We start from the raw sequence: 22499 nt of genomic DNA on the forward strand, positions 1-22499 counted from the left end.
GGTAACTTAAGGAAAATTAACGCTAAAAAGCTGGTGTTTGTTTTAAATAAGTAATTTGCTTTTCTGTCTAAAGGGAGCATAGCACGGTATGTTTCGTAACCCACTAACAATTGGGGTTGATATTGGTCATCACAGCATTAAAGCCGTGGTATTACGACAGAAGAAGTCAGAGCTCGAGCTTGTTGCTTTTGCCGAAGTTGTCTTATCAGCCCCTGTATTGAATAAGCAGCATAGCGTAAATGCCCCCGCTTTGTTGTCAGCGATGCGTAAATTAAAGAAAGCCCTGCCAATGGGGGCTAGGACGACCTCACTGGCGTTGCCTGACAGCGCGGTGATCAGCAAGGTTGTCCAACTTGATAGCCATCTAACGGAAGAAGAATCGGTATTTGCCGTCGAACAGGCTATCAGTGCCTCATCTCCCTTTCCCGTTGAAGAGCTACGGCTGGATTTTTTCCCGATGATGGGGGACACATTCGGCGAGCAATCACACACCCACCCGGTGCAGGTGTATGCCACGCGCAAAGAAACGGTTGATAGCCGGGTCGCGGTAATGCGCCAGGCCCGACTGGAGCCGACAGTGATGGAACTGCAGACCCATGCGCTGGTATGGCTCGAGCAATATCTCGGCGAGCAGCAAGGCGTCGAGGGGAACTGGGGGATTGTTGATATTGGCCAGACCACAACAGCCATCGGGATCAGGGGGCCTGCCGGTAGCGTATACCGGCGTGAAGTATCATTTGGCTGTGAAGCCATGGCGCAGGTCGACGATGCATTTTCCGGCAGCGGGGACGGTACCGCCCGGGCGGAACAGTTCACCAAGCAATTGGCTGACAACCTAAAGCGGCAGATCCAGCTTTACAGCACGACCTATCCTCGCTCGGCCCTGCAGGGGATTTGGTTATCTGGTGGCGGACAAAATCTGATCATAGAAGAAATGTTGGCGAGGATGTTGTCGATATCGGTACGTAAGCTTCATCCTCTGTCTGGCTTCCAGCGCTCGGCCAAACTAGACCTTACTTTGGAAGAGGGGGGGAGCGGTCAGTATGCGGTTGCGGCGGGATTGGCGATTCGAGGGAGTAGCGCATGATAGCCAAAGTTAATTTACTGCCGTGGCGGGAGGAAGGGCGAAAACGCTACAGGCAACGTTTTGGTTTCATGCTCGGTGGTGCTGCGGCCATGGTCGTTGTGCTGGTCGGCTCCGTTGGCTGGTTGCTGGATTGGCAGCAGGACATTCAATCGGCACGCAATGCCCAGATAAGGCAAGAAGTGACGTTGCTTGAAGAAAAATTGGCCCTGCTGCCAAAAATGGATACCCAGCGAGAAGCGCTGCTCAAGCGCTTATCTGTCATCTCCGATATTCAAAAAGGCCGCAACCATATTACCCAGTTGCTGAGTTTGCTACCCGGCCTGGTGCCTCAAGGGGTCTATCTCGACGACATTTCGTTGACCGGAAGCCACGTCAAGCTCAGTGGCAAAGGTGAATCAAACGGGCATTTGGCCACTTTGTTGGCCAACGCCGAAGAATCGGCATGGATTGAGGGAATCACGATGCATTCGATAGTGCGTGCCGAGGAAGATAAGGCGCTTATCAACTTCAAGGCTTCATTTGTGATGAACCCGGCTCAGCAGGACCACCGTCATGAAGGGGAGGTCCAATGATTGATTGGCGCGAGCTGGAACTCGATGAAATGGCGGACTGGCCGTTGGCTGCCCAGACGGTCATGGCTATCGTGCTGGCGGGGTTGCTGGCATTGGCGGGATCTTGGTATTGGGTATCCCCAAAGCTGGATGCTCTCGACAGGCTCAAGTTACAAGAGCAGGAGCTGAGAGTGCTCTTTTCCCGCAGGGCCAATCAGGTAGCGGCGCTGCCGAAAGTGAGGGAGCAGGTCAACATCTTGCAGGACCGTTACGAGCAAGTCGTGGAGCAGCTCCCTGAAGAGGAGGAGCTTTCTCGCTTGCTGGCCAGCGTGAATGATAGCGGGGTCCGCAATGGCTTGTTGTTCGAGCGGATTGAATGGGCAGCTCGAATAGAGCACCCGCTGTATTTTGAGTTGCCTATCCATATCAATGTCGTTGGTGAGTATGAAGATATCGGCCGCTTTGCAGCCGATATTGCGCACCTGCCCCGGATCGTCCTACTGAAAGATATTGATTTGCGCAGGAGCGAACCGGATCAGGAGGCGTTGCAGCTCAAGGTCTCAGCGACAACGTTTCGTTTTAAAACGCCACCCATGGAGGGAGGATGATGAATATCAGACCCTTGGTCTGGCTGGGGCTTTGGTTGGGACTCATGGGGTGCCAGGCCAATGATGACTCTGTCGATCAGTTTATCAACCAGACCCACCGGCATGCGGTGGCACAGGTTGAGCCGTTGGATGAGCAAGAGGTGTTCAGGGCTGAAGCGTTTGTTATGAGCCGTGATCGGGTTCCGTTTCAGCGCCCCCAGCCCGAGCCGGATGTGGCGATGAAAGATGAGGGCCGGGCGTGCTGGCAACCGACTGCCCGGAAACGGTCTTCGTCCCTGGAGAGCTATTCACTTGAACAGCTCAGCATGCGCGGGGTCATCGGAGGTACGAACAAGGAGTGGGCGTTGATTTATACCCCTGAGGGTAGCTTGGTCCGGGTTCGCGCAGGAAGTTATATCGGCCGTAACCATGGCCGGGTGCTAGAGGTCACGGCGAATAAAGTGGCTATCGAACAAATCATGCCGGACGGTGACGGGTGCTGGCTAAAAATACCCGCGACACTGACGTTGGCGTCGCAATAAGTACCAGAATAGAGATGGAACGAATGACAAGGAATCTGTTGCAAGTCCTGCGGTTGATGTGCGGGAAGACGTTGAGGTGGGCGAGCATAGCATGGTTCGGGTTGCTATATAGCTATGGAGCAGCCGCTGCGCCTGTGCCCCAAGTAAGCAATATTGACTTCTCCCGTGGTGAACAGGGGGCGGGTGTACTGGAGGTGGTACTGGCTAGCGGAACGGTCGACGTCGGTGCCCGGCGGCTTGATAACCAGCTGGTACTTGAGATCCCCCAGGTTGAATTGCCGCAAGAGCTAGTTTATGTGCTTGATGTAAAAGATTTTGCTACGCCGGTGTTAGCGGTTGAGACCTTTCAGAGTGAAGGCGGAGCCCGACTGGTTATGTCGGTCGAAGGCAATTACAGCTATGACTATGCGGTGAAAGGTTCTGTGCTATTGGTGACGGTTCAACCCACGCAGCTGAGCAAGGGGGATTCCGTGGCGAACCCGGCGATAGCCTATGACAGCAAGCCGATATCAATCAACTTCCAAGATGTGCCAGTGCGTAATGTGCTCCAGCTGGTTGCCGAATATAACGACTTCAACCTGGTGGTGTCGGACTCGGTTCAGGGCAACCTCACCCTGCGGTTGGATAATGTGCCTTGGGAGCAGGTACTGGATATTATCCTTAGGGCCAAGGGACTGGATAAACGCGAGCAGGGTTCAGTCCTGTTGGTGGCACCGAAAGAGGAGCTAGCACGCAGCGAGCAGCAGGTGATGGAGTCGAAGCGAAAAGCGGAAGAGTTGGCTTCCCTGCGCTCGGAAATCTTCAAGATAAACTATGCCAATGCCCTTGATCTCGGTGAGTTGCTGCAGGGGGCTGATGATGGGGTCAGCATGCTGTCCGCCCGTGGCTCGTTGCATATCGATGATCGAACTAATTCATTGATTGTGAATGATATACCTGATGGCTTGGCGAATATTCGCGATATTATCGCCGCGCTGGATGTGGCAGTCCAACAGGTCGAGATTGAAGCGCGGATAGTCATGGTCAGCGAGGGGGATGTGGATGAACTCGGGGTGCGTTGGGGGATCCTCAATACTAACGGCAGTTCGACCGTGGGGGGATCGATAGAAGGTAACCTCGGCTCGGCTGGGCTGTTGAATATTGATGAATCTAATGCGGTGGAGAACTTCCTCAACGTCAATTTGGCGGCAACCCAACCTGGCGCGTCGAGCATTGCGTTTCAGGTGGCCAAAGTCGGTGACATCTTGTTGGATTTGGAGCTGTCGGCACTGCAATCGGAACAGAAAGCGGAAATTATCTCCAGCCCGAGATTGATGACCACCAATAAAAAGACCGCGTATATCGAGCAGGGCACCGAGATCCCGTATCTCGAGGCATCATCCAGTGGCGCAGTTACCGTGAGCTTCAAAAAAGCGGTCTTGAGCCTGATGGTAACCCCGCAGATCACCTCTGACGGTAACTTGGTGCTGGATTTGGTGGTGACTCAGGATAAGCGAGGTAAAACAGTCCCCACAGGAACCGGAGAGGCTGTGGCTATCGATACCCAGCGGATTGGCACCCAGGTGCTGGTGGCCAATGGCGAAACGGTCGTACTGGGGGGGATTTACCAGCATGCGATCAATAATGCCGTGCGCAAGGTACCGCTCCTGGGCGATCTTCCGGTGTTAGGGGCCTTGTTCCGCCACAAACTCGAAGAGCTGGAGAAAAAAGAGCTACTGATTTTTGTGACACCAAAAATTGTCTATCAGTGAGTCATTTGGCGCAATACTGGGGCAATAATCGTCCCAGCATTGCGCCATAAATGAATAAATCCCCACCTAGCTATTGCCAACAGCGGCCCTGTCCTGAGATAATTTTCGATCTTATCACGAAATAAATGTGAGGAAGTTGGCGCCTCGGGCTTGATTTATCGAAGCCTGCGGGCGGTGTCGTTTTATTAACCGCGCGTAAATATTGCTAAAAATGGCTGAAAAACGAAATATTTTCCTGGTCGGCCCAATGGGTGCCGGCAAAAGTACCATCGGTAGACACCTTGCACAGCAGCTGCATATGGAGTTTTTTGATTCAGATACTGTGATTGAAGAACGTACCGGTGCTGATATTAGCTGGGTATTCGATGTTGAAGGTGAAGACGGTTTCCGTATTCGTGAAGAAAACGTGATTGACGATCTGACCCAGGAGCAAGGCATTGTTCTGGCAACGGGTGGTGGCTCAGTGATGAGCAAAGAAAGCCGTAACCGTCTTTCTGCCCGTGGCATTGTCGTATACCTTGAAACGACAATTGAGAAGCAGCTGGCACGTACTCAGCGCGATAAAAAGCGTCCGCTACTGCAAACAGATACGCCTCGCGAAGTGTTGGAATCACTTGCTGGCGAGCGTAATCCATTGTATGAAGAAGTTGCTGACTATGTGGTGCGCACTGATGATCAGAGCGCCAAGGTAGTGGCAAACCAAATCATTAAAATGCTAGAAGAGCGCTAATCGAAAAGAGAGCTGGCCATGGAACGGATCAACGTCAATCTTGGTGACAGAAGTTACCCAATATCAATCGGCGCCGAGTTATTTGATAACCCGGCGCTATTCTCCCCTGCCATCCCGGCAGGCCGACGTGTTGTTGTGGTCAGTAACGAAACGGTAGCCCCGCTGTATGCTAAGCAGATCATCGGGACTATCCGCTCGCTGCCAAGCGAGGTCGCGCTACTTTCATTACCTGACGGCGAGCAGTACAAGACCCTCGATACCTTTAACCAAATCATGTCCTTTTTGCTTGAGGGCAACTATGGCCGCGATGTGGTGCTGGTTGCGCTGGGTGGCGGTGTGATTGGTGATGTGGTCGGTTTTGCTGCGGCTTGTTTCCAGCGCGGAGTGGACTTTATCCAGGTTCCAACCACGCTGCTGGCGCAGGTCGACTCGTCGGTGGGCGGCAAGACGGCGGTGAACCATCCGCTGGGTAAAAATATGGTTGGGGCGTTTTACCAGCCGAAAGCGGTAGTGATTGACAACCATTGCTTAAAAACACTGCCAGAGCGTGAGTTTGCTGCCGGTATGGCCGAGGTGATCAAGTACGGCATCATTGCCGATGGTGATTTCTTTGCCTGGCTCGAGCAGAATATAGATAAACTTCAGGCGCTGGATGGTGACGCCCTGAACTATGCGATTGGCCGTTGTTGTCAGATCAAGGCCGATGTCGTGGCTGCTGACGAAAAAGAGTCAGGGGTTCGTGCTTTGCTCAACCTTGGCCATACGTTTGGTCACGCTATTGAAGCCGAAATGGGCTACGGTAACTGGTTACACGGCGAAGCCGTTGCAGCCGGTACGGTCCAAGCTGCCCGCACCGCACAGCTGCAGGGGCTTATCAACCCGGCTGATGTTGACCGTATCATTCGCTTGCTGGAAAAAGCCAACCTGCCGGTGCACGGCCCGGAAGGCATGGGCTTTGATGCCTACATCAGGCACATGATGCGTGATAAAAAAGTGCTGTCTGGCCAGCTACGTTTGATCTTACCTACCGGTATCGGCAGTGCTGAGGTTGTGGCTGATATCCCGGAAGATGTACTGCGCCAAGCGGTACAAGCCTGATCCCGTCGGTTGCCTATGAGTCGCGGCCTACACCTTACCCCGCTGGATTTGGACTCCCAAATCCAGCTCCTTTCTCGACTGCAGTTTCTGACCCGCTTCAGCTCGAATCTTATTCAGATAACGGGCTCCGAGGGGGCCGGTAAAACCTGGCTGTCCCAACGTTACCTTGAACGCTGGGCAGGCGACTCCCGTCAGTCTTTATTGCTTTGTCACCCGAACCAGAAAGACGCTCAACATCGCTCTATCATCTTGCAGCAGCTTGCTCCCCGAGCCGTATTCAACGAACAAGACCCGCTAGGTCAAAGCCTTGAACGTTTGTTCGATCAGCAGCCGGTCAATGCCCTTATTGTGGTTGATGACGCACACTTGCTGAGCTCTGATCTGCTCGCCGAGTTGTGGGGGGTAGTACAGCAGGCTCGCTTGTACCCGGATTGGCAGGTCAATGTGTTGCTGTTTAGCCATAGCGGCAGGCTGGATAAATACTTGGGCCAGTTGGTCCAAGGGCAGGGCAATGCGCCATTAGAAGTCGAAATAAGTCCGTTGTCGGAACAAGAAGCCCTGTTGATGGTCGAAATGATGTTTGAGGGCGATCACCTTGACGCACAAGGAAGGCGCAGGATCCGCGAGCATGCTTCAACCTGTGCCCCGGCTCCGGGGGAGCTGCTCAAGCTTGATTTAGCAGAGGATAAGGATATGTCTGAAAAAAATTCTCGTTTGCTTTCACCGCTGGCATTGCTGGTCGGGTTGGCGGTGGTGGCGGTTGCTGTGATTGGCTGGTGGTTCGTGCCCACGGCTGAGGAGACACCACTGCCGAGTGGCGGGATCCCGCAAGCACAGTTGGACACACTGCCCGAAGTGCCTGCGAATGTTGTCACCGCGAAAAGTGATACGACCGATGACAAGAGGCAAGAGCCGGCACTCGCATTTGAAGATGACAGTGATGCCCTGCCGCCCGATGTGTCGGTTGAAGGCCTGACCGTTGGCCGCCGTGATACCAACCCTCGAGTGGTGGTGCCCTCCGATGTTGTCGATGCGATGCTTGATGAGCAGAAGCTCGGCGGTACCGGCGAGAAGGCCGTGGAAGAAGGCAAAGAGAGCCTGCAACCGATATTGCCCGAAGGGAGCCCGGTACAACGGCAGGGAACAGAAACACCCCACGGCAGTGATAGTCTGCAACAAGCGGCAATGACGGATGAGCAAGATCCTGCTGCCTTGAGCGATAATCAGGCTGGGCCAGTGTCGGTGGATGCCGCCGAGGCCAGGGTTGCACAAGAGGTGGAGAGCGCTAGCCCCTCGGGAGCAGGAGAGCTGGGTAGCAAGCTGCGAGAGGTTTCGTCCGAGCACTATGCCTTGCAACTGGCGGCAATGCGTTCATTGCCGACGGCTGTTCAGTTTATCGCCGATTATGATATCGAAGCGCTGGCCGAAGTATACGAAACCCGCCGTAATGGTGTGGCATGGTTCATTATCGTGACCGGCGATTACCCGAATGTGCAAGCGGCCCGCATCGCCGAAACCCGTCTGCCAGCCCAACTCCAGTCTGTTGATCCATGGGTGAAATCCTACCGCCAGATCCATACCGAAATGGATCGGGCCAAATAACCCGTTTCTTTGCCAGATATTTCCCTCAAGCGGTACAGACACAGGTTGAAATGGTGTACAATCCGCCACCTTTCGTTACAAAGTCGGTATTGGTGGTCAGCTGAATGAAAAAGCATCGTGCATTCCTGAAATGGGCTGGAGGAAAATATTCCCTGGTCGAGGAGATCGAGCGTCGCTTGCCGCCAGCACGAAAGCTGGTAGAACCTTTCGTTGGTGCCGGGTCGGTATTTCTCAATACGGACTTTGAGCAGTACCTGCTTGCCGATATCAACCCCGACTTGATCAATCTCTATAATATCCTCAAGAATGATCCCGAGCAGTATGTTCGCGACAGCAAGGCGATGTTTACCCCGGAATACAACCAGAAGGGGGCATACCTTGAAATTCGTGAGGCGTTCAATAAAACCGATGACCCGTATGTGCGATCCCTGTACTTCCTGTACATGAACCGGCATGGCTTCAACGGTTTGTGCCGCTACAACAAGAAAGGCGGGTTCAACGTGCCGTTCGGTTCTTACAAGAAGCCGTATTTCCCGGAAGATGAATTGTATTTCTTTTCCGAGAAAGCCAAGCGGGCGACGTTTGTCTGCGAAGGGTACCAGCAGACTTTTTCGCGTGCTCGCAAGGGCTGTGTGGTGTATTGCGATCCGCCTTATGCCCCGCTATCGACCACAGCAAACTTTACCTCTTATGCGGGTAATGGCTTCAGCCTTGATGATCAGGCTGCGTTGGCCGATGCTGCCGAAAAAGCGGCAACAGAGCGTGATATCCCGGTGTTGATTTCCAATCATGACACCACGTTGACCCGTCGCTTATACCATGGCGCCGATCTGTCGGTGGTCAAGGTAAAACGAACGATCAGCCGTAACGGCGGTGGCCGTAACAAGGTGGATGAGCTTCTGGCTCTGTTCAAGTCCTCCCAAGACTAGGCTTTCCTCGCAATTACCTATGGGCTACCCGTTTGCTATCAAGTGACTTAACGCGATCAGCAGCCCGACAAATAGCGCGATAGCAGCGATACCGGCCAGAATAAACGGCAGCGGACGCTGCTGGCTGAAATCAATCTCCCTGTTTTTATCCGATTGCACCCCGAACAATGCCCCGGCAATACTTTTGACCAAATTGGGCCGCGGCTGATTGTTCTCTGCCATGGTTCGCCTCCTTGTTACCCAAGCCATCTAAACAGTCGTCCCTCCCGCTCGATTGGGAGGCTTGAGCCTAAGTGTAGCTGGCCTGTGGCACATCCACCTCGAAATCCGGTAAGACATCATCTTGATGATCGGGTAGAATTGCGCCGACTTCCGATAACGTTTTCGTTTGTACCGTATAGAGGCTGAACATGAAGGACTTTTTGATCGCTCCATCTATCCTGTCTGCAGATTTTGCTCGTCTTGGCGAGGATGTAGAGAAAGTATTGGCCGCTGGTGCCGATGTTGTGCATTTTGACGTGATGGATAACCACTACGTACCGAACCTGACGTTTGGTGCCCCAGTGTGTAAGGCCCTGCGTGACTACGGTATTACTGCGCCGATCGACGTACACCTGATGGTGAAACCTGTGGATCGCATTATCCCTGACTTTGCCAATGCTGGCGCAACCATGATCACCATCCATGCTGAAGCGACCGAACACCTTGACCGCTCGCTGCAGCTGATCAAAGAGCACGGTTGCCAGGCCGGTGTGGTCTTCAACCCGGCGACACCACTGCACTACCTTGATTACATCATGGACAAGGTCGATATGATCCTGCTGATGTCGGTTAACCCGGGCTTTGGTGGCCAGTCATTTATCCCTGCGACGCTGGACAAATTGCGCGAAGTGCGCCAGCGTATTGATGAGTCTGGCCGTCAGATCCGCCTTGAGATCGACGGTGGTGTGAAGGTGGATAACATCCGTGAAATCGCCGAAGCCGGTGCGGACATGTTTGTTGCGGGCTCGGCAATTTTCAGCCAGCCAGACTACAAAGCGGTGATTGACGAAATGCGTGCAGAGCTGGCCAAGGTTGAGCGCTGATGAACCCACTGAGCGGTATTGATTTTATTGCCTTTGACCTTGATGGCACGCTGCTCGATAGTGTGCCTGACTTGGCTGATGCGGCGGATAAAACCATGCGGGCCCTTGGACGCACAGGGGTGAGCGTTGAGCAGGTGACAACCTGGATTGGTAACGGGGCGGATATTTTAATCGGCCGTGCGCTGAGCCAGAGTGTCGACGTTGACCCTGAGCTCGACCCGGCGCTGCACCGCGAGGCTCGCCAGTTGTTCGACCGCTTCTACGAAGAGGGCGGTCACGAGAAAAGTGCGCTGTACCCAGGGGTGAAAGCGACACTGGCGGCATTTCATGATGCTGGCCTGCCGATGGCCATCGTGACCAACAAGCCGGCCCAGTTCGTGCCTCATTTGCTTGAGGAGCACGGCATCGCTGATTATTTTGTTGATGTGATTGGCGGTGATACCTTCCCGCTGAAAAAGCCGGATCCGTATGCCTTGAACTGGTTGCTCGATAAACACCAGCTAAAAGCTGAGCAGATGCTGATGGTCGGCGACTCCCGCAACGATATCTTGGCGGCGAAAGCGGCGTCATGTTATGTTGTTGGGCTCACTTACGGCTACAACTATGGCCAGCCTATCAGTGAAAGTAACCCAGATATTGTACTGGATCACTTTAGTCACTTGGCAGAAGTGGTTAAACTAGGCAGCTAGTACGCTTGGCGTTGTGCCGGGCTTTGATTGATATTATGCCGGCGGCTGGTGGCCGCGGCTTTTTTGTGACATAGGAAAATCTCATCATGACCAAACCCATTGTATTGAGTGGCGTACAGCCTTCAGGTGAATTAAGTATCGGTAATTATCTGGGTGCGCTGCGTCAGTGGGAACAGATGCAGGATGATTATGATTGTCAGTACTGTGTCGTAGACCTGCATGCCATCACCGTACGCCAAGACCCAAAAGCGCTGCATGAAGCAACGCTCGATGCGTTGGCTATTTGTCTGGCTGTGGGGGTCGATCCGAAGAAAAGCACCCTGTTTGTTCAGTCTCACGTTCCGGAGCATGCCCAGCTCGGCTGGTTACTGAACTGCTACACCCAGATGGGTGAGCTTAGCCGCATGACCCAGTTCAAGGACAAGTCACAGCGCCACGCGAACGATGTTAACGTTGGCCTGTTTGGCTATCCGGTACTGATGGCGGCCGATATCTTGCTATACGGTGCCCACCAGGTACCAGTAGGATCAGATCAGAAGCAACATCTTGAGCTGGCACGTGATATCGCAACCCGTTTCAACAACATCTACGGCGATGGCGAGGCGATTTTCCAGGTTCCTGAGCCTTACATCCCAACGGTAAACGCCCGCGTGATGAGCCTTCAGGATGCAACCAAGAAGATGTCGAAGTCGGATGATAACCGTAAGAATGTGATCACCCTGCTGGAAGAGCCGAAGTCGATCATCAAGAAGATTAACAAGGCGCAGACGGATACCGAAACACCACCGCGTATCGCGCACGATATCGAGAACAAAGGCGGTATCTCTAACCTGATGGGTTTGTACTCGGCAGCAACAGGTAAGACATTTGCTGAAATTGAAGCGCAATACCAGGGCGTTGAGATGTATGGCCCGTTCAAGAAAGACGTGGGCGAAGCCATTGTCTCGATGCTGGAGCCTATCCAGGCTGAATACCACCGTGTCCGTACTGACCGCGCTTACCTTGATCAAGTGATGAAGGCGGGTGCCGAGAAGGCGTCTGCACGTGCGGCTGAGACTTTGAAGCAAGCGTTCGCTGCTGTCGGCTTTGTTGCACGTCCGTAGTGCTGCAACTAGAGCAATAATGTAAAGACAGGAAACCGGCCTCAGGCCGGTTTTTTTTCGTCTACGCTTGCCTTTCTGCTGTCCTGCTGCAAAATAGGCCGCTGTAATTTTCAGGGAGCAGCAGTACCCATGCTATTGATGATCGATAACTACGACTCGTTTACCTATAACCTGTATCAGTATTTCTGTGAGCTGGGAGCCGAGGTGAAGGTGGTGCGTAATGATGAAATCGACATTGCCGGTATCGAGGCGTTGGCTCCTTCCCACTTGGTCATTTCACCAGGGCCCTGCACCCCGGATGATGCGGGGATCTCGCTCGAGGCGATCCGCCATTTTGCCGGGAAGCTACCGATTTTGGGGGTTTGCCTTGGCCACCAATCAATCGCCCAAGTGTTTGGTGGCGACGTTGTCCGTGCCCGCCAAGTGATGCACGGCAAGACCTCCCCGATAGTCCATACCGACAGTAGCGTATTTTCTGGACTGAACAACCCGCTTACCGTCACCCGTTATCACTCGCTGGTGGTGAAGGCCGACACGCTACCCGATTGCTTTGAGATCACCGCGTGGACAGAGAAAGACGGCGAGCGTGATGAAATTATGGGCATTGCCCACAAAACCCTGCCGCTTGAAGGGGTGCAGTTCCACCCCGAAAGTATCCTGACCGAGCAGGGCCACCAATTGCTGGCGAATTTCCTCAATCGATAGCTGGTATGGCTGTGTGAAATCCCCACATTGAAGAGCAATGCGGGGGGTGAGGAAGAATTAATAGCGGGTTATCACTTTGCCTTTCCAGCTCTTACATTGTGAATTAGATACATTATTTTGTGAAACATAATACCCATCAGGTACCGGGGAGTTGTTACAGACATGCATAGAACGGCCAGATTTGTATCTTATTCTATCTGAGGTATAGCTAGATTGTGTTGGGTTCCTCTTGCACTGGTAGTTGCTAGTGTCGTTGTTTGTTACGACCCAATCCTGAGGTATGTCATTGTTGCAGATGTTGTATGTGCTTGATGTAGAGACCTTTGTTATGATGCTTGCATTAGTGAAATCACTGCCAGAACATTCCCAGCTTTTGGTATACCCAATGACAACATACCCAGTCGGAGGGGTGGTATAAGTTCCACAAATGACTATATTTCGTAATGGTTCAATAAGCTCTTCACTATAGCCTTCATTTTCTAGTGCTTGGATACTTTCCTGATGTTGGTCAATAAAGGAATGAAAACCGTCGCTTTCGGTATTGGCAGAGGTCGTTGCGGATAAACAGGTGAGGGCTGAGAGAATTAGCCAGCTGTATTTCATGTCGATATCCTTATTTATAAAATCCAGCCACAAATTACGTTCGAAGAGATGCGAAGGCAACGGTATTGGCCTTGTGGTTGATTTAATTGCGACTAGCTTTTTGGTTTATCTGTATTAATTGGTCAGTGTCTTAGGGTGAACATGGAACCATGTCACCTCTAGCGTTGACAAACTAGCAGGAAATCCTGCCTTGCTCTGTAAAGGCATCACTTTGCGCCAGTCTGACTTCTTCCGAATACCCTCTAAAGGGCCTTTTTAAGCAGCGATGCTGTCTTAATGGCGCGATCCTCGTCACCTTTCTTAACATTCCCTTATCTTTTGTGTTTTGTTTGGCACGGAAATATTATGCACAATGCCGATGCGTTTTGTTTTTATTTCCTTGTAGGAAAAACACCTTGTAGTGAATTGGGCTTAATAAGTTTTCCCCAACCCCGCATAAATATGTACTTTGTGGGTGATTAACCGTTAACCGAGAAAGAATAAAAAAATATTCTGCTATTGGAATTGGTTAATAAAATGTAAATACTATGCTTAGGGCAAAAACATTAGAAGGAAACGATAATGGCAAAGGAGTATAAAGTCGATCGTCAGGTATTTGATGATGTGATGGTGCCGTGTTACGCACCGATGCAGATGATCCCTGTAAAGGGGAAAGGCGCGCGGGTGTGGGATCAGGAAGGGCGAGAGTATGTCGACTTTGCTGGTGGTATTGCGGTGAGCTGCTTGGGCCACTGCCATCCGGTCATGGTCGATGCCCTCAAGGCACAGGCCGAGCAGATCTGGCACCTCAGCAATGTGATGACTAATGAGCCGGCATTGCGGTTGGCGACGCTGTTGACTGAGCACAGTTTTGCCGACAAAGTCTTTTTTGCCAACTCCGGTGCGGAGGCCAATGAAGCGGCGCTGAAGCTAGCCCGTCGTTATGCAGCCGATACATTTGGTCCTGAAAAGTCTGAAATTATCTCTTTCAAACAGGGTTTTCATGGCCGTACCTTCTTCACCGTGACTGTCGGTGGCCAAGAAGCGTACTCCGATGGTTTCGGGCCGAAGCCGGGCGCGGTGACCCACCTTGCCTATAACGATTTGGCCAGTTTGGCCGAGCACATGTCGGCGCGTACTTGTGCGGTGATGATGGAGCCACTGCAGGGCGAGGGCGGTATTGTGTCGTCGACACCTGAATTTATCCAAGGCGTGCGCGAGCTGTGTGACAAGCACAACGCCTTGCTGATCTTCGATGAAGTGCAAACCGGCAATGGCCGGACCGGTGATTTCTATGCTTACCAAGGGATGGGCGTTACACCGGATATCCTCAGTACCGCCAAATCCCTTGGCGGTGGTTTTCCTATCGGTGCCATGCTGACCACCAGTGAGCTGGCGGTCCACCTGAAAGTCGGCACCCATGGTTCAACCTATGGCGGCAACCCATTGGCTTGTGCCGTGGCGGAGGCTGTAGTCCGTGAAGTCGCCAAGCCGGAAGTGCTGGCGGGCGTCAAGCAGCGTGAGCAATGGTTCCGCGAAGCACTTGAAGCGATCAATGCCAAGTATCCGGTATTTGCCGAAATTCGTGGTAAGGGCTTGCTGCTGGGAGCTGCGCTCAATGATGAGTGGCAGGGCCGGGCAAGAGACATCTTGGTCGCCGCCGGTGAAGAGGGGCTGATGGTGCTGATTGCTGGTGCTAATGTGGTTCGCTTCACTCCGTCATTGGTGATCGATAAAGCCGATATTGACGAGGGGATGGCTCGCCTTGAGCGCGCTATCGCCAACATTTACTCATAGTTTGATCCAACGGGATGCGGCTGGCAGGAGCTAGGCCGCAACCTCCGGCCCTGTGCCGGCCTTATCATTAGTTGGCAGCCATGCTGCAGCTTGCATCAGGAGGGAGTTCGATGCTGGTTATACGTCCTATTACTGCCACGGATCTACCGGCACTGCTACAGTGCGCGGAAGAGTCGGGCCATGGTTTCACCTCGCTGCCGGTTAACGAGGAAATCCTCGCCAACCGCATTCAGCATTCCGAGGAGAGCTTTGCCAAAATGGTTACCGAGCCTGGCTCGGAAGGTTACCTGATGGTGGCGGAAGATACCGAGACCGGGGAAATTGCAGGGACGACGGCGATCGAAGCCGCAATTGGGTTGGATAACCCGTTCTATACCTACCACCTCAGTACAGTGGTGCATTCATCACGTCGTCTCAATGTTCACAATGTGGTGAAAGTGCTGACTTTCGGTAACGACTACACGGGGGTGAGCGAGCTTTGTACCTTGTTTTTGCGCCCGGAGTGGCGTGAGGGGCTCAACGGCCGCCTGCTGTCGAAGTGCCGCTTCCTGATGATGGCCGAGCACCCCGAGCGTTTTGACAGCACGGTGATTGCCGAGATGCGCGGGGTATCCGATGAAGAGGGTAACTCCCCGTTCTGGGTATGGCTCAAAGAGCATTTCTTCTCGATTGACTTTACGCTGGCCGATTACCTGACCGGTATTGGTAAGAAAGGTTTTATTGCCGATCTGATGCCCAAGTTGCCGATCTATGTCAACTTGCTCAGTCCGGAAGCCCAGGCGGTGATCGGGCAGGTGCATGATAAAACCCGCCCGGCACTTCGTCTGTTGGAAAAGGAAGGTTTCACCTGCCGCGGCTATGTCGATATTTTCGATGCTGGCCCGACGGTCGAGTGCGATGTGAAAAATATCGAGTCGGTACGCCACTCGCAAGTGTGCCGGGTGGAGATTGGCCAACCAACTGCCCAGACAGATTGTATTGTCAGTAACTCTTCGTTTACCCACTTCCGCGCTGTTGTCGATAAGGTCGACGTACTGAATGGCACGGCGTTGATGAGTGCAGCAGCGGCCAAGGCCCTGGATGTTAAACAAGGGGATCAGGTTCGCCTGATCGCTCAATAAAGGAGTAGAACATGACCCAATGGATTGCAGGTCGCTGGCTAGACGGCGAAGGGCAGGCGATGCAGTCGCTCAACCCGTACACCAGTGACGTGGTATGGCAGGGCCTGTCGGCGACAGCTGAGCAGGTTGAGCAGGCTGTCGCTGCCGCCAGAGCGGCATTGGCAAGTTGGCGCAACACCCCTTTTTCTGAGCGTCAGGCCATTGTCGAGCGCTTTGCCGAGCTGGTCAAAGCCAGCAGTGAAGCTATCGCTGTAGTGATTGCTGAGGAAACGGGCAAGCCATTGTGGGAAACCCGCACCGAAGCGGGTGCCATGGTGGGCAAGATAGCCATATCGCTGCGCGCCTACCACGAGCGCACCGGCGAGAAACACAAAGATGCTGCCGGCACCCAGGCAGTGCTGCGGCACCGACCACTGGGCGTGATGGCCGTGTTCGGGCCCTATAATTTCCCGGGGCACCTGCCCAATGGCCATATCGTCCCGGCCTTGCTGGCAGGGAATACCGTGGTGTTCAAGCCGTCGGATTTAACGCCCAAGGTGGCTGAAGAATGCATGAAATTATGGCAGCAGGCAGGGTTGCCGGACGGCGTGATGAACTTGGTTCAGGGCGCGCGGGCAACCGGTGAAGCACTGGCTGGGGCCAGGGGGATTGATGGGTTGCTGTTTACCGGTAGTGCCAACACCGGTCACTTGTTGCACCGTCAGTTTGCCGGCCAGCCGGGCAAGATGCTGGCACTGGAAATGGGCGGCAATAACCCGATGGTGATCTCCCGTCACTATGGCGAGTTGGATGCAACTGTCTACACTATTATTCAGTCTGCCTTTATCAGTGCTGGCCAGCGCTGTACCTGTGCCCGCCGGCTTTATCTGCCGCATGGCGAGGAAGGTGACCGTATCCTCGCGCGTTTGCTGGAGCTAACCCGCCAGATCCGTGTCGGCGGTCAATTCGATGAGCCAGCACCGTTTATGGGGGCGCAAGTATCGCTCCAGGCGGCTGACAACATTCTTCAAGCCCAGTCGCAATTGGTTGAGCTGGGCGGCGAGTTGTTGCTACCCGCGACCCGTGGCCAAGGGGCGATTGTGACCCCGGGGATCATCGAGGTCAGCCAGATTGCCGAGTTACCGGATGAAGAATACTTTGGCCCGCTTTTGCAGGTCGCCCGTTACCACGCGTTGGATGAGGCGGTGGAGAAGGCCAATGATACCCGCTATGGTTTATCGGCCGGGCTAGTTTCGACCGATGACAGTGAGTGGCAGTATTTTATCGAACATATCCGGGCCGGGATTGTTAACCGCAATCGCCAGTTAACAGGAGCGAGCGGCGATGCGCCATTCGGTGGGCCGGGGGCATCAGGGAACCTGCGGCCAAGTGCGTATTACGCGGCAGACTACTGTGCATACCCGATGGCATCGATGGAAGGTGAACAGCCGGAGCTACCGGCCCAGCTTTCACCGGGCATTACGATCTGATAGCCGTCAATCATTCACCAGTCAAAGAGGATAGCGAGCACATGGAAAGGGTAGAGCAATTATTTGCCGGGTTATGGCAGGATTACATCCAACGCCTATGCCCATCAGCCGCTCAGGTTCATGATCTGCTGACCGAGGAAGAGCCGCTGCTCAATGATCATATTGCGCTGCGGACATTTAACCTGCCGAAGGTTGGGCTTGATCGACTGGCGGCACCGTTTATCGCCATTGGCTATAAGCCTTGTGGCCGCTATCACTTCGAAGCCAAGAAGTTATATGCCGAACATTTCGAGCATCCCAATCCATTGGCACCCAAAGTGTTTATCAGTGAGTTGATGGTTGGTCAGTTTAGCTCGCTACTGCAGCAGACGGTCAGGGATCTGATCGATCAGGTGCCAGAGCAGGCCATGCATGATCCGGCCTTCCTCTATGGTGGGCGGTTATGGGACTTGGATTACGCGACCTATGAGTTGCTGGCGGCAGAAAGCGAATATGCCGGCTGGCTGGCCGCCCACGGTTTCGGTGCCAACCACTTTACCGTTAGCCTCAATCAGCTTGAGCAGTTTACCGAAGTCGCAGAGGTCAACCATTTGCTGCGCCACAACGGGTTTGAAATCAACACTGCAGGCGGTGAGGTCAAAGGGAGTCCCGAGGTGATGCTCGAGCAGTCATCCACCATGGCGGACAGAGTTGGTGTTGGCTTTACCGATGGTGTGCATACGATACCGGGTGGCTTCTATGAGTTTGCCAAGCGCTATCCGAAAGAGGATGGCGAGCTGTATACCGGTTTTGTTGAGGCGTCGGCAGATAAGATCTTCGAAAGCACGGATGTCAGCTAAATCTGTGTAACCCGCCGTTGAACGGGTTATCTGAGCCTGCCTATTCCAAGCGCCTGTGGCTGATGATGTCACAGGCTTTTTTATGCGCCGGACTTAATGCTTGAAGCTGTCGAGCGGATAACCTAAGTGGGACTCTGGTGTATGGCGCTTCACTTTCTCGTGCTGCTCAAGATAGTGGCGGCTGTCGCTGAAGCCTGTCATCTCAATCGTATCGGGAAGCGGCGAAATCACTCCGCGCTGCTGGTGATAGGGGTGATGTGGTGAAAAGCGTTCGATGTCCATACCGGTATTCCATTACAGGTGATGAGATTTGATATGCACAATGTAGCACCAAGTTGCGCAGATACAAGCACAAATAGAGTGATGCGGTAGACAGTAATGCCCTGTAAGCATGAAAAGCGATATTTCAGGCAATAAAAAAGCCGCAGAATGCGGCTTTTAGAGGGTCGGTGTGTAAACCGGGTTGTTTAGCGTGTGCCGTAAACAACGATGGTTTTACCATGGGCAGAGATTAGGTTCTGCTCTTCTAGCATCTTCAAGATACGACCAACAGTCTCACGGGAACAGCCAACGATTTGGCCGATTTCCTGACGGGTGATCTTGATTTGCATACCGTCTGGGTGAGTCATTGCATCTGGCTGTTTAGCCAGGTTCAATAGCGTCTGTGCGATACGGCCTGTTACGTCCAGGAACGCCAAGTCACCGACTTTCTGGCTTGTTACCTGTAGGCGGCTTGCCATTTGTGCAGAAAGGCGCATCAGGATATCTGGGTTAACTTGGATAAGCTGACGGAATTTCTTGAACGAAATTTCTGCGACTTCACAAGGGGTCTTAGCTCGAACCCATGCCGTACGCTCTTGGCCTTCTTCGAATAGGCCTAATTCACCGATGAAGTCACCTTGGTTTAGGTAAGATAGGATCATTTCCTTACCTTCTTCATCCTTGATCAGGACCGCAACAGAACCTTTAACGATGTAGTAGAGCGTCTCTGCTTTTTCACCCGCGTGGATCAAAGTACTCTTTGAAGGGTATTTATGAATGTGGCAATGGGAAAGAAACCACTCTAGAGTTGGATCTGTTTGAGGTTTACCTGGAACCATATTACTAACTTCCTCTGCGTTTGTTGCCCAACAACGACGTCCATTAAAAATGTGGCTGGGCCTATCCATAATGAGTTCGTCGTTTAGGATATTCAGTCAACCGCTGGGCTGCAAGCTCACGTGAATAATTAGTTCAGATTTTATCTTTTTTCGGCGCGCTTTTCTTGATATTGATCTATGTGAAAAGGGCATTTTGTAGTCATAAGTGTGCACATGATCACACAGTTGCTAGATTGTGCCAAAACCCCCTGAAAGTTGTAAGGAGAAAGCAATGCAATCACGAGTGAAATGGGTCGAAAATATGACCTTCCTTGGGCAATCAAATTCCGGCCATAGTGTGATTATGGACGGCAATGGTGGCGAAAAAGCACCGAGCCCGATGGAACTGGTATTGATGGCCGCTGGTGGGTGTAGCTCTGTGGATGTGGTGGATGGTCTCAAGGCAGCAGGACAGAAAATTACCGGTTGTGAAGCGCAAATCAATTCGGTTCGTCGCGAGCAGGCACCGCGTATTTTTACCACCGCCAATTTGCATTTTGTGGTGACAGGGGAAAACCTGGATGAAGCCGTTGTGGCCAAGACCGTGGCCGACTCGTTGGAAAAATACTGCTCGGTGTGCCTGATGTTGGGCGAAGGGGTGGAGATGACCCACTCGTACGAGGTGGTGGAAGCGTAATAGCGGAGTAAGAGATGGCGATGGGGTAGAGGAAAATCATGCCTATCGCCTATCGCCTATCGCCTATCGCCTATCGCCTATCGCCGGTCTTAACCAATCTTCCCGGTATCAATCAGCTGCTGGATCAGCGGCCGCATGATCAGCTCCATCGCAAAGCTCATCTTACCGCCGGGCACCACCAAGGTGTTATGGCGCGACATAAACGACCCTTGGATCATCGATAGCAGGTAGGGGAAATCGACTTTTTTGATCCCACGGAACCGGATCACCACAAAGCTTTCGTCTAGGCTTGGAATGGCCTTGGCACTGAACGGGTTGGAGGTATCGACCGTCGGTACCCGCTGGAAGTTGATGTGGGTGCGGGAGAACTGCGGGGTGATGTAATTGAGGTAGTCATCCATCGAGCGGACAATCGACTCCATCACCGCCTCACGGGAATGACCACGATCACGGGTATCCCTGACGATTTTCTGGATCCATTCCAAGTTGACGATCGGCACCATGCCGATCAGCAAATCAACGTGCTGGGCGGCATTGACCTCACCATCGACCACACCGCCGTGCAGACCTTCATAGAACAGCAGGTCAGTATTTTCAGGTAGAGTTTGCCAAGGTGTGAAAGTACCGGGCATTAAGTTATATGGCACGGCTTCGTCGAAGGTGTGCAGGTAGCGACGGAACTGGCCGCTACCGTCTTCACCGTACTGGCGAAAAAACGTTTCCAACAACGGGAAGTCGTTAGCTTGGGGGCCGAAATAACTGATATGACGGCCTTGCTCTTTGGCTTTGCGGATCTCGGCGTCCATTTCCGGTCGGGAAAATCGATGGAAACTGTCACCTTCAAGCCAAGCAGCATTGATGTTCATCATATTGAACATCTTACGGAATGCTTCGGAGGTGGTAGATGTACCGGCCCCCGAGGACCCTGTTACTGCAATGATCGGATGTTTTGCAGACATGACAAACCCTGTCGTTAACATTAACGGAAAGAGTTATTAACAGGGCTGGGCGTTAAGGTCAAGCCGGGATGTCAAAAATGCAGGGTCTACAAAGCTTATACCGGGCCAGTTTACCCCAGCTGGCGCTTGGCTTTGATGTCGATGGTCTCATGCAGCTCGGAGTAAACAATCACCGCCTCGCCTTTTTCCAACTGTTGGCGTACCCGGCTAACCTTGTCGGCCATCGATAGCTCGCGCTCGCCGTAGTCGGTGCCTTCGCGGAGCACGAAATGTTCTATCAGGTTAGTCAGGGTATCGGGATCTATGTCTTGCCAAGGGATATTCATGGTTACAGCTTTTTGGTGGCGGATGGTTAGGACAATTATATTGGCAAAAGCATCAGTTGTAGAGAGGGAAGAGCCTAGTTCCTGGTTCCTAGATCCTAGGCAGAGAAAGAGCGAGAGATTTAAGCCCGAGACAATTAGGAGCCAGAAAAGCAGGGTTTCTTCTCTAGGAACGAGGATCTCGAATCTAGGATCTTGTCAAACCACTCCGGTACCGTTTTCTCCAACCAGAAGTCCGGTTGGCGCCATGAGCCAGTGACAAACCCGACATGGCCACCGTTTGGGTATAGGTCGTATTGAATGTGCGGTGGCAGTGATGTGGTAGGAATGACCGCATCCGTCATGAAGGGATCATCCTTAGCATGGATCACGCGCAGTGGAATCGTCACCTCACCAAGGCGAGGCAGCCCGCTGCAGCGCTGGTAGTAATCGGTGGCATTTTTGAAACCGTGCAGGGGGGCGGTGACGAACTCGTCGAATTGCCACAGTGTTTCGAGTTGCTCGACATCTTCATGGGTAATGGGCATCGCATCGGGCAAGGCGGTGATTTTCCTGCTGAGATTACGCTTCATCGAGCCGAGCAGGTATTGCTGGTAGACTTTTGAAAACCCTTGTTGGATCCGCTCCGAGCAGGCGGCCAAATCCAGTGGAGGGGAGATCACTTGCGCAGCGGTGAGCTCCGAATGTTCACCACTTTCAGCCAGGTAGTTAACCAGCATGTTGCCCCCGAGTGACACACCAACGGCAAATAAAGGCTGGTTGGGTAACTGTTGGCGCAGCCACTGGATGAAAAAGCGTGCGTCACTGGTTTCGCCCGAGTGGTAACTACGGGGCTTGCGGTTCATTTCGCCGCTACACCCGCGAAAGTGCATCATGACCCCGAGCCAACCTTGTTGTTTAGCGGCATAAAGCAACCCGTTAGCATAGGGGCTGTGAAAGCTGCCTTCTAAGCCGTGAAACAAGATCATAACGGGCTGATCCGACGAGGCCTGTGCCAGAGGAGCCGTCCAGGCCAAGTCGAGGAAATCACCGTCCGGGGTCTCTATGCGTTGGGTCAGTGGCGTAAACAATGGCTTGCGGCGCAAAAAACGCGGCAGCAGGGTCTGCAGGTGGGGATTTGCTAGCCCTTTAGCTGGATGAAACGCCATCTTCATAACGACTCCTTATGTGTCCT

The 22499-nt window shown here is 53.1% G+C and carries 26 protein-coding genes; 18 read left to right on the top strand and 8 right to left on the bottom strand.

Annotation, left to right across the window (positions count from 1 at the left end; all coding sequences use genetic code 11):
* Nucleotides 1-88 precede the first annotated feature (88 nt).
* The 9 genes from pilM (at nucleotide 89) to C9I99_RS15660 (ending at nucleotide 8877) form a co-directional block, all read left to right on the top strand.
* Complete coding sequence (gene pilM / locus C9I99_RS15620) at nucleotides 89-1087, top strand: type IV pilus biogenesis protein PilM (protein WP_107349819.1); 999 nt, start codon at nucleotides 89-91, stop codon at nucleotides 1085-1087.
* Complete coding sequence (locus C9I99_RS15625; protein WP_107349820.1) at nucleotides 1084-1659, top strand: PilN domain-containing protein; 576 nt, start codon at nucleotides 1084-1086, stop codon at nucleotides 1657-1659. Before pilM ends, C9I99_RS15625 begins: the two co-directional genes overlap by 4 nt.
* Nucleotides 1660-1688: 29 nt before the next feature.
* Nucleotides 1689-2246, top strand: a complete 558-nt coding sequence (locus C9I99_RS15630) for a type IV pilus inner membrane component PilO (RefSeq protein WP_243734644.1) — start codon at nucleotides 1689-1691, stop codon at nucleotides 2244-2246.
* Nucleotides 2243-2767 (top strand): pilus assembly protein PilP, encoded by a 525-nt coding sequence (locus C9I99_RS15635; RefSeq protein WP_243734643.1) that lies wholly within the window; start codon nucleotides 2243-2245, stop codon nucleotides 2765-2767. Before C9I99_RS15630 ends, C9I99_RS15635 begins: the two co-directional genes overlap by 4 nt.
* Nucleotides 2768-2790: 23 nt before the next feature.
* A complete protein-coding gene (locus tag C9I99_RS15640) occupies nucleotides 2791-4518 on the top strand; it encodes a type IV pilus secretin PilQ (protein ID WP_243734642.1) in 1728 nt (575 codons plus the stop codon).
* A 211-nt stretch (nucleotides 4519-4729) separates the two neighbouring features.
* Entirely contained in the window at nucleotides 4730-5248 is a 519-nt protein-coding gene (gene aroK / locus C9I99_RS15645; RefSeq protein WP_107349823.1) for a shikimate kinase AroK, read from the top strand.
* An 18-nt stretch (nucleotides 5249-5266) separates the two neighbouring features.
* Nucleotides 5267-6346 (top strand): 3-dehydroquinate synthase, encoded by a 1080-nt coding sequence (gene aroB / locus C9I99_RS15650; RefSeq protein WP_107349824.1) that lies wholly within the window; start codon nucleotides 5267-5269, stop codon nucleotides 6344-6346.
* Between the two features lie 15 nt (nucleotides 6347-6361).
* Entirely contained in the window at nucleotides 6362-7948 is a 1587-nt protein-coding gene (locus tag C9I99_RS15655; protein ID WP_107349825.1) for an SPOR domain-containing protein, read from the top strand.
* 104 nt (nucleotides 7949-8052) lie between these two features.
* A complete protein-coding gene (locus tag C9I99_RS15660; RefSeq protein WP_107349826.1) occupies nucleotides 8053-8877 on the top strand; it encodes a Dam family site-specific DNA-(adenine-N6)-methyltransferase in 825 nt (274 codons plus the stop codon).
* 24 nt (nucleotides 8878-8901) lie between these two features.
* On the opposite strand, the gene C9I99_RS15665 is transcribed toward C9I99_RS15660, so the two are convergent.
* Both C9I99_RS15665 and C9I99_RS27565 read right to left on the bottom strand, forming a co-directional pair.
* The gene (locus tag C9I99_RS15665; protein ID WP_107349827.1) at nucleotides 8902-9099 is read right to left on the bottom strand and encodes a DUF2970 domain-containing protein; all 198 of its coding nucleotides are present in this window, start codon (nucleotides 9097-9099) and stop codon (nucleotides 8902-8904) included.
* 67 nt (nucleotides 9100-9166) lie between these two features.
* Nucleotides 9167-9289 (bottom strand): hypothetical protein, encoded by a 123-nt coding sequence (locus tag C9I99_RS27565; RefSeq protein ID WP_275937930.1) that lies wholly within the window; start codon nucleotides 9287-9289, stop codon nucleotides 9167-9169.
* Between C9I99_RS27565 and rpe the strand changes: the two genes are divergently transcribed.
* The 4 genes from rpe to C9I99_RS15685 all read left to right on the top strand — a co-directional run bounded on the left by rpe (nucleotide 9288) and on the right by C9I99_RS15685 (nucleotide 12459).
* On the top strand, nucleotides 9288-9962 hold the full coding sequence (gene rpe / locus C9I99_RS15670) for a ribulose-phosphate 3-epimerase (protein ID WP_107349828.1): 675 nt from the start codon (nucleotides 9288-9290) through the stop codon (nucleotides 9960-9962). The genes C9I99_RS27565 and rpe overlap by 2 nt on opposite strands.
* The gene (locus C9I99_RS15675; protein ID WP_107349829.1) at nucleotides 9962-10651 is read left to right on the top strand and encodes a phosphoglycolate phosphatase; all 690 of its coding nucleotides are present in this window, start codon (nucleotides 9962-9964) and stop codon (nucleotides 10649-10651) included. Before rpe ends, C9I99_RS15675 begins: the two co-directional genes overlap by 1 nt.
* A gap of 86 nt (nucleotides 10652-10737) precedes the next feature.
* Complete coding sequence (gene trpS / locus C9I99_RS15680; RefSeq protein WP_107349830.1) at nucleotides 10738-11754, top strand: tryptophan--tRNA ligase; 1017 nt, start codon at nucleotides 10738-10740, stop codon at nucleotides 11752-11754.
* 129 nt (nucleotides 11755-11883) lie between these two features.
* Nucleotides 11884-12459, top strand: coding sequence for an aminodeoxychorismate/anthranilate synthase component II (locus C9I99_RS15685; protein ID WP_107349831.1), 576 nt, complete (start codon nucleotides 11884-11886; stop codon nucleotides 12457-12459).
* Between the two features lie 57 nt (nucleotides 12460-12516).
* Here the strand turns inward: C9I99_RS15685 and C9I99_RS27025 are convergent, their stop codons facing one another.
* Entirely contained in the window at nucleotides 12517-13062 is a 546-nt protein-coding gene (locus tag C9I99_RS27025) for a hypothetical protein (protein WP_133638258.1), read from the bottom strand.
* A 561-nt stretch (nucleotides 13063-13623) separates the two neighbouring features.
* Here C9I99_RS27025 and C9I99_RS15690 point away from each other — a divergent pair.
* From C9I99_RS15690 to C9I99_RS15705, 4 genes are all read left to right on the top strand, one after another.
* Nucleotides 13624-14838, top strand: a complete 1215-nt coding sequence (locus C9I99_RS15690) for an aspartate aminotransferase family protein (protein WP_107349832.1) — start codon at nucleotides 13624-13626, stop codon at nucleotides 14836-14838.
* Nucleotides 14839-14948: 110 nt separating this feature from the next.
* Complete coding sequence (gene astA, locus C9I99_RS15695; protein ID WP_107349833.1) at nucleotides 14949-15959, top strand: arginine N-succinyltransferase; 1011 nt, start codon at nucleotides 14949-14951, stop codon at nucleotides 15957-15959.
* Between the two features lie 11 nt (nucleotides 15960-15970).
* Entirely contained in the window at nucleotides 15971-17428 is a 1458-nt protein-coding gene (gene astD / locus C9I99_RS15700; RefSeq protein WP_107349834.1) for a succinylglutamate-semialdehyde dehydrogenase, read from the top strand.
* A 41-nt stretch (nucleotides 17429-17469) separates the two neighbouring features.
* Nucleotides 17470-18267 carry a DUF1338 domain-containing protein gene (locus tag C9I99_RS15705; protein ID WP_107349835.1) on the top strand — a complete coding sequence of 266 codons (798 nt, stop codon included), beginning with the start codon at nucleotides 17470-17472 and terminating at the stop codon, nucleotides 18265-18267.
* 93 nt (nucleotides 18268-18360) lie between these two features.
* Here the strand turns inward: C9I99_RS15705 and C9I99_RS15710 are convergent, their stop codons facing one another.
* Both C9I99_RS15710 and crp read right to left on the bottom strand, forming a co-directional pair.
* Entirely contained in the window at nucleotides 18361-18549 is a 189-nt protein-coding gene (locus tag C9I99_RS15710; RefSeq protein WP_107349836.1) for a hypothetical protein, read from the bottom strand.
* A gap of 185 nt (nucleotides 18550-18734) precedes the next feature.
* Nucleotides 18735-19367, bottom strand: coding sequence for a cAMP-activated global transcriptional regulator CRP (gene crp / locus C9I99_RS15715; RefSeq protein WP_036801200.1), 633 nt, complete (start codon nucleotides 19365-19367; stop codon nucleotides 18735-18737).
* 271 nt (nucleotides 19368-19638) lie between these two features.
* On the opposite strand from crp, the gene C9I99_RS15720 reads away from it, so the two are divergent.
* On the top strand, nucleotides 19639-20043 hold the full coding sequence (locus C9I99_RS15720; protein ID WP_107349837.1) for an OsmC family protein: 405 nt from the start codon (nucleotides 19639-19641) through the stop codon (nucleotides 20041-20043).
* Between the two features lie 89 nt (nucleotides 20044-20132).
* Here C9I99_RS15720 and C9I99_RS15725 read toward each other — a convergent pair whose 3' ends face one another.
* From C9I99_RS15725 to C9I99_RS15735, 3 genes are all read right to left on the bottom strand, one after another.
* Complete coding sequence (locus C9I99_RS15725) at nucleotides 20133-21002, bottom strand: phosphoribulokinase (protein ID WP_107349838.1); 870 nt, start codon at nucleotides 21000-21002, stop codon at nucleotides 20133-20135.
* A gap of 110 nt (nucleotides 21003-21112) precedes the next feature.
* Nucleotides 21113-21328 carry a YheU family protein gene (locus tag C9I99_RS15730; protein WP_107349839.1) on the bottom strand — a complete coding sequence of 72 codons (216 nt, stop codon included), beginning with the start codon at nucleotides 21326-21328 and terminating at the stop codon, nucleotides 21113-21115.
* A gap of 134 nt (nucleotides 21329-21462) precedes the next feature.
* Entirely contained in the window at nucleotides 21463-22473 is a 1011-nt protein-coding gene (locus C9I99_RS15735) for a hydrolase (protein ID WP_107349898.1), read from the bottom strand.
* Nucleotides 22474-22499: the final 26 nt, after the last annotated feature.

The sequence above is a fragment of the Photobacterium lutimaris genome, from assembly GCF_003025555.1.
GTDB lineage: Bacteria > Pseudomonadota > Gammaproteobacteria > Enterobacterales > Vibrionaceae > Photobacterium > Photobacterium lutimaris.

What these genes read in the sequence shown, in the direction of transcription:
- pilM (WP_107349819.1), top strand. Translation starts at nt 89, where the DNA reads ATGTTTCGTAACCCACTAACAATTGGGGTTGATATTGGTCATCACAGC.
- C9I99_RS15625 (WP_107349820.1), top strand. Translation starts at nt 1,084, where the DNA reads ATGATAGCCAAAGTTAATTTACTGCCGTGGCGGGAGGAAGGGCGAAAA.
- C9I99_RS15630 (WP_243734644.1), top strand. Translation starts at nt 1,689, where the DNA reads ATGGCGGACTGGCCGTTGGCTGCCCAGACGGTCATGGCTATCGTGCTG.
- C9I99_RS15635 (WP_243734643.1), top strand. Translation starts at nt 2,243, where the DNA reads ATGATGAATATCAGACCCTTGGTCTGGCTGGGGCTTTGGTTGGGACTC.
- C9I99_RS15640 (WP_243734642.1), top strand. Translation starts at nt 2,791, where the DNA reads ATGACAAGGAATCTGTTGCAAGTCCTGCGGTTGATGTGCGGGAAGACG.
- aroK (WP_107349823.1), top strand. Translation starts at nt 4,730, where the DNA reads ATGGCTGAAAAACGAAATATTTTCCTGGTCGGCCCAATGGGTGCCGGC.
- aroB (WP_107349824.1), top strand. Translation starts at nt 5,267, where the DNA reads ATGGAACGGATCAACGTCAATCTTGGTGACAGAAGTTACCCAATATCA.
- C9I99_RS15655 (WP_107349825.1), top strand. Translation starts at nt 6,362, where the DNA reads ATGAGTCGCGGCCTACACCTTACCCCGCTGGATTTGGACTCCCAAATC.
- C9I99_RS15660 (WP_107349826.1), top strand. Translation starts at nt 8,053, where the DNA reads ATGAAAAAGCATCGTGCATTCCTGAAATGGGCTGGAGGAAAATATTCC.
- C9I99_RS15665 (WP_107349827.1), bottom strand. Translation starts at nt 9,099, where the DNA reads ATGGCAGAGAACAATCAGCCGCGGCCCAATTTGGTCAAAAGTATTGCC.
- rpe (WP_107349828.1), top strand. Translation starts at nt 9,288, where the DNA reads ATGAAGGACTTTTTGATCGCTCCATCTATCCTGTCTGCAGATTTTGCT.
- C9I99_RS27565 (WP_275937930.1), bottom strand. Translation starts at nt 9,289, where the DNA reads ATGTTCAGCCTCTATACGGTACAAACGAAAACGTTATCGGAAGTCGGC.
- C9I99_RS15675 (WP_107349829.1), top strand. Translation starts at nt 9,962, where the DNA reads ATGAACCCACTGAGCGGTATTGATTTTATTGCCTTTGACCTTGATGGC.
- trpS (WP_107349830.1), top strand. Translation starts at nt 10,738, where the DNA reads ATGACCAAACCCATTGTATTGAGTGGCGTACAGCCTTCAGGTGAATTA.
- C9I99_RS15685 (WP_107349831.1), top strand. Translation starts at nt 11,884, where the DNA reads ATGCTATTGATGATCGATAACTACGACTCGTTTACCTATAACCTGTAT.
- C9I99_RS27025 (WP_133638258.1), bottom strand. Translation starts at nt 13,062, where the DNA reads ATGAAATACAGCTGGCTAATTCTCTCAGCCCTCACCTGTTTATCCGCA.
- C9I99_RS15690 (WP_107349832.1), top strand. Translation starts at nt 13,624, where the DNA reads ATGGCAAAGGAGTATAAAGTCGATCGTCAGGTATTTGATGATGTGATG.
- astA (WP_107349833.1), top strand. Translation starts at nt 14,949, where the DNA reads ATGCTGGTTATACGTCCTATTACTGCCACGGATCTACCGGCACTGCTA.
- astD (WP_107349834.1), top strand. Translation starts at nt 15,971, where the DNA reads ATGACCCAATGGATTGCAGGTCGCTGGCTAGACGGCGAAGGGCAGGCG.
- C9I99_RS15705 (WP_107349835.1), top strand. Translation starts at nt 17,470, where the DNA reads ATGGAAAGGGTAGAGCAATTATTTGCCGGGTTATGGCAGGATTACATC.
- C9I99_RS15710 (WP_107349836.1), bottom strand. Translation starts at nt 18,549, where the DNA reads ATGGACATCGAACGCTTTTCACCACATCACCCCTATCACCAGCAGCGC.
- crp (WP_036801200.1), bottom strand. Translation starts at nt 19,367, where the DNA reads ATGGTTCCAGGTAAACCTCAAACAGATCCAACTCTAGAGTGGTTTCTT.
- C9I99_RS15720 (WP_107349837.1), top strand. Translation starts at nt 19,639, where the DNA reads ATGCAATCACGAGTGAAATGGGTCGAAAATATGACCTTCCTTGGGCAA.
- C9I99_RS15725 (WP_107349838.1), bottom strand. Translation starts at nt 21,002, where the DNA reads ATGTCTGCAAAACATCCGATCATTGCAGTAACAGGGTCCTCGGGGGCC.
- C9I99_RS15730 (WP_107349839.1), bottom strand. Translation starts at nt 21,328, where the DNA reads ATGAATATCCCTTGGCAAGACATAGATCCCGATACCCTGACTAACCTG.
- C9I99_RS15735 (WP_107349898.1), bottom strand. Translation starts at nt 22,473, where the DNA reads ATGGCGTTTCATCCAGCTAAAGGGCTAGCAAATCCCCACCTGCAGACC.